Below are 3,848 nucleotides of genomic sequence, written 5' to 3' on the forward strand. Positions count from 1 at the left end.
GCCCGCGCGCATCACCTTCGACGCCCTGCCCGGACACGTCTTTCCCGGCCATGTGCGGCGCATTGCGCCGTACGTGACCGAGGTGGAAAAGCAGGCGCGCACGGTCGACGTCGAGGTCGATTTCGACGCGCCGCCCAAGCAGATCCTGCTGGTCGGCTACAGCGCCGATGCCGAAATCGTCACCGAGCGCCGCGACAAGGTGCTGCGCGTGCCCACCCAAGCGATCCGGCAGGACGGCACGGTACTGGTGCTGGGCAAGGACGACCGGCTGGAAACGCGCAGACTGAAAACTGGGCTGGCCAACTGGGCGTTCACCGAAGTCACCGGCGGGCTGAACGCCGGCGAGCGGGTGCTGCTGTCATTCGACCGAGAAGATGTGCAGGCGGGCACCCGGGTCACCCCCAATACCCTGAAGGACATGAAAGCCGCGAAGCCATGATCCGCCTCGCCGCGATCACGCGCGTGTTCCGCATGGGCGACCAGGAAGTGCGCGCGCTCAACGGCATCAGCCTCGACATCGCATCGGGCGAATACGTCTCCATCATGGGGCCGTCGGGTTCCGGCAAGTCCACCCTGCTGAATGTCATCGGCCTGCTCGACCGTTCCGACAGCGGTCGCTACGAACTGGACGGCACCGACGTCACCGGTCTTTCCGAGAACGAGCAGGCGCGGGTGCGCCGCGAGAAGATCGGCTTCGTGTTCCAGTCGTTTCACCTGGTGCCGCGCCTCACCGCGGCGGAAAACATCGAGCTGCCGCTGATGCTCGAAGGCATCGCGCCGGCCGAGCGCAAGGCCCGCGTCGACGCCGCGCTGGACGCTTTCGACCTGCGCGACCGCGCCTTTCACCGCCCTGCCGAACTCTCCGGCGGGCAGCGCCAGCGCGTGGCGATCGCGCGCGCCACCATCATGCGCCCGACCGCGCTCTTGGCCGACGAACCGACCGGCAACCTCGACCACCGCATCGGCGCCGAGGTGGTGGCGCTGCTGGAAGGGCTACACCATGGCGGCACCACACTGATCGTCGTCACCCACGACCGCGAACTCGGCGCGCGCGCGCATCGCCACATCGCGATGCGCGACGGCGAGATCGTCGCCGACGAAACATGAATCTGCGCGACACGCTGACGCTGTCCCTGACCACGGTGGCGAGCTACCGCACCCGTTCCCTGCTCATCGTGCTGGCGATGGCGCTGGGGGTGGCGGCGGTGGTGGTGCTGACCGCGCTGGGCGACGGCGCGCGGCGCTATGTGGTGGGGCAGTTCTCCTCGCTCGGCACCAATCTGCTCATCGTCCTGCCGGGCCGCGCCGAAACCGCGGGCGGCTTTCCCGGTGCCGCGCTCGGGCAGACGCCGCGCGACCTGACCCTGGAGGACGCCCGCTTCATCGGCCAGTTGCCGCAGGTGCGGCGCCTCGCGCCGCTCAACGTGGGGGTGGCCGAGCTCACGGCCGGCGGGCGGCTGCGCGAGGTGACCGTGCTCGGCAGCAATGCCGAGCTGCTGCCGATCCGCCACATGAAGCTGTCGCAGGGCAGCTTTCTCGCCCACGGTTCGGAGCGCAGCGCGCAGATCGTGCTGGGCAGCGTGCTGGCGCGCGAATTCTTCCCCGACGGCCGCGCGGTCGGCCAGCGCGTGCGCCTCGGCGACAGCCGCTTCCTGGTGTCCGGCGTGCTGGCCGTCCAGGGCGAATCGATGGGCTTCAACTCCGACGAGATCGCCATCATCCCGATCGACTACGCGCAGGAACTGTTCAACACCGAATCGCTGTTCCGCATCCTGGTCGAGGCGAAGAGCCGCAGCAGCATCGAGCCTGCCAAGGCCGCGATCAGCCATGTCCTGAAGCTGCGCCACGACGGCGAAGAGGACGTCACCGTCATCACCCAGGACGCGGTGCTCGCCACCTTCGACCGTATCCTCACCGCGCTGACGCTCGCGGTGGCAGGCATTGCCGCGATCAGCCTGGCGGTGGCCGGGGTTCTGGTGATGAACGTGATGCTGGTGGCGGTGGCCCAGCGCACGTCCGAGATCGGCCTGCTGAAAGCCATCGGCGCACCCGCCGCCGACATCCGCCGGCTGTTCTTCGCCGAGGCGCTGTGGCTGTCGCTGGCGGGCGGCGCGCTCGGCTTCGCGCTGGGGCACGCCGCCAGCTGGGCGATCCGCGTGGCCTACCCGCTGCTCCCCGCCTGGCCGCCGGCGTGGGCGAGCGCGGCCGGCGTCGCCACCGCCCTCGTCACCGGCGTCGTCGCCAGCCTGCTGCCGGCGTCGCGCGCGGCGCGGCTCGACCCCGTTCTGGCCCTGTCCGGAAAATGAGCGCCGCCGACACCCTGCGCTTCGCCCTGCACGCGCTGACCGCGCACCGGCTGCGCACCTTCCTTTCGGCCACGGGCATCGCGGTGGGCATCGCCGCGGTGATCCTGCTCACCTCGATCGGCGACGGCATCCATCGTTTCGTGCTGGCCGAGTTCACCCAGTTCGGCACCCACATCGTCAACGTCAGCCCGGGCAAGACCAGCACCCACGGCGCCTCGGTCGGCGCCATCGGCAGCGCGCGGCTGCTGACGATAGACGATGCGCTGGCGCTGGCAACCTCGCGCTACGCGCAGTACACCAACGCCGGGGTGATGGGCAATGCGGAAATCCGCGCCCACAGCCGCAGCCGGCGGGTGACGGTGTATGGCGAAGGACCGGACTTTTCGCGCGCCTTCAACATGCGCGTCGCAGCCGGCCAGTTCCTGCCGGCCGACGATCCGCGCAACCCGCGCGCCTATGCGGTGCTGGGCTCGAAAGTGCGCAGCGAACTGTTCGGCAGCGCCAATCCGCTGGGTGCGATTCTTCAAGTTGGCGCCTCGCGCTTCCGCGTGATCGGCGTGATGGCGCCGAAAGGCCAGGTGCTCGGCTTCGACCTCGACGACACCGTCTACATCCCCACCGCACGCGCGCTGGAAGTGTTCAACCGCGAAGGCGTGATGGAAATCCACGTCGCCTACAAACCGGGCTCGCCGGTCGCGGCGGTGGTCGACGACATCAAACGGATATTGATCGCGCGCCACGGCCGCGAGGATTTCACCGTCACCCCGCAGCAGCAGATGCTCGACACGCTCTCCACCGTGCTCGACGTGCTCACCTTCGCCGTCGCCGCGCTCGGCGGCATCTCGCTGCTGGTCGGCGCGGTCGGCATGGTCACCCTGATGCACATCGCGGTGGCCGAGCGCGTCGCCGAGATCGGCCTGCTCACCGCACTGGGCGCGACCCGTGCGCGCATCCGCACCCTGTTCCTGATGGAGTCGACCGTGCTGTCCACCCTCGGCGGGCTCGGCGGCCTCGCCATCGGTGCCGGCATCGCCTGGCTGCTGAAGACCACCGTGAGCAGCCTGCCGGTCAACACACCGTGGGACTACGCCCTCGGCGCGCTGGCGGTGTCGGTACTGATCGGACTGGCCGCCGGCGTGGTGCCGGCGATGCGCGCGGCGCGGCTGAATCCGGTGGACGCGCTGCGGGCGGAGTGACGATGGCTGCGTGAAAAAACCTGCATGAGCCAGCAGGTGTGCGCTTCTCCGTGCCTCCGGATTGTTGCGGTCCTGAACGGTCATTTGTGCCAGAGGGGGCTAACGCCTGGTTCTCGGCCTTTGCGGCCGTTGGGATACGCGCGTGACTTCGACAGCAACCGGCCTGTGAGCGGTCATTGATGGTATATGAAGAAAAGCGATTCTAACTTATCCATATTTTCTAATGCGGATAGCCCTCAGACTGGCTTGGCCGGCAAATCAACGTCTTGAATGACGGCATGGCTCATGCGGCTCATACTTCTTGGATCAGAAACCAGCTTTTGATCGGTAAACCAAGCGTGAAACT

Annotated in this window: 3 protein-coding genes and 1 pseudogene; all 4 read left to right on the forward strand. The window is 68.2% G+C overall.

All coding sequences use genetic code 11. From position 1 onward, the window contains the following. A pseudogene (locus BGO62_RS00790) lies at nt 1-439 on the forward strand (efflux RND transporter periplasmic adaptor subunit); the annotation flags it as partial. Next, nucleotides 436-1,107, forward strand: coding sequence for an ABC transporter ATP-binding protein (locus BGO62_RS00795; protein ID WP_296638578.1), 672 nt, complete (start codon nt 436-438; stop codon nt 1,105-1,107). The pseudogene BGO62_RS00790 and the gene BGO62_RS00795, both read left to right, overlap by 4 nt. Beyond that, nucleotides 1,104-2,306 carry an ABC transporter permease gene (locus BGO62_RS00800; protein ID WP_296638582.1) on the forward strand — a complete coding sequence of 401 codons (1,203 nt, stop codon included), beginning with the start codon at nt 1,104-1,106 and terminating at the stop codon, nt 2,304-2,306. The genes BGO62_RS00795 and BGO62_RS00800 overlap by 4 nt, the downstream gene beginning before the upstream one ends. Next, nucleotides 2,303-3,502, forward strand: coding sequence for an ABC transporter permease (locus BGO62_RS00805; protein ID WP_296638584.1), 1,200 nt, complete (start codon nt 2,303-2,305; stop codon nt 3,500-3,502). Before BGO62_RS00800 ends, BGO62_RS00805 begins: the two co-directional genes overlap by 4 nt. Nucleotides 3,503-3,848 lie beyond the last annotated feature (346 nt).

It is taken from the genome of Thiobacillus sp. 65-1402, assembly GCF_001897685.1.
Taxonomy (GTDB): domain Bacteria; phylum Pseudomonadota; class Gammaproteobacteria; order Burkholderiales; family Thiobacillaceae; genus Thiobacillus.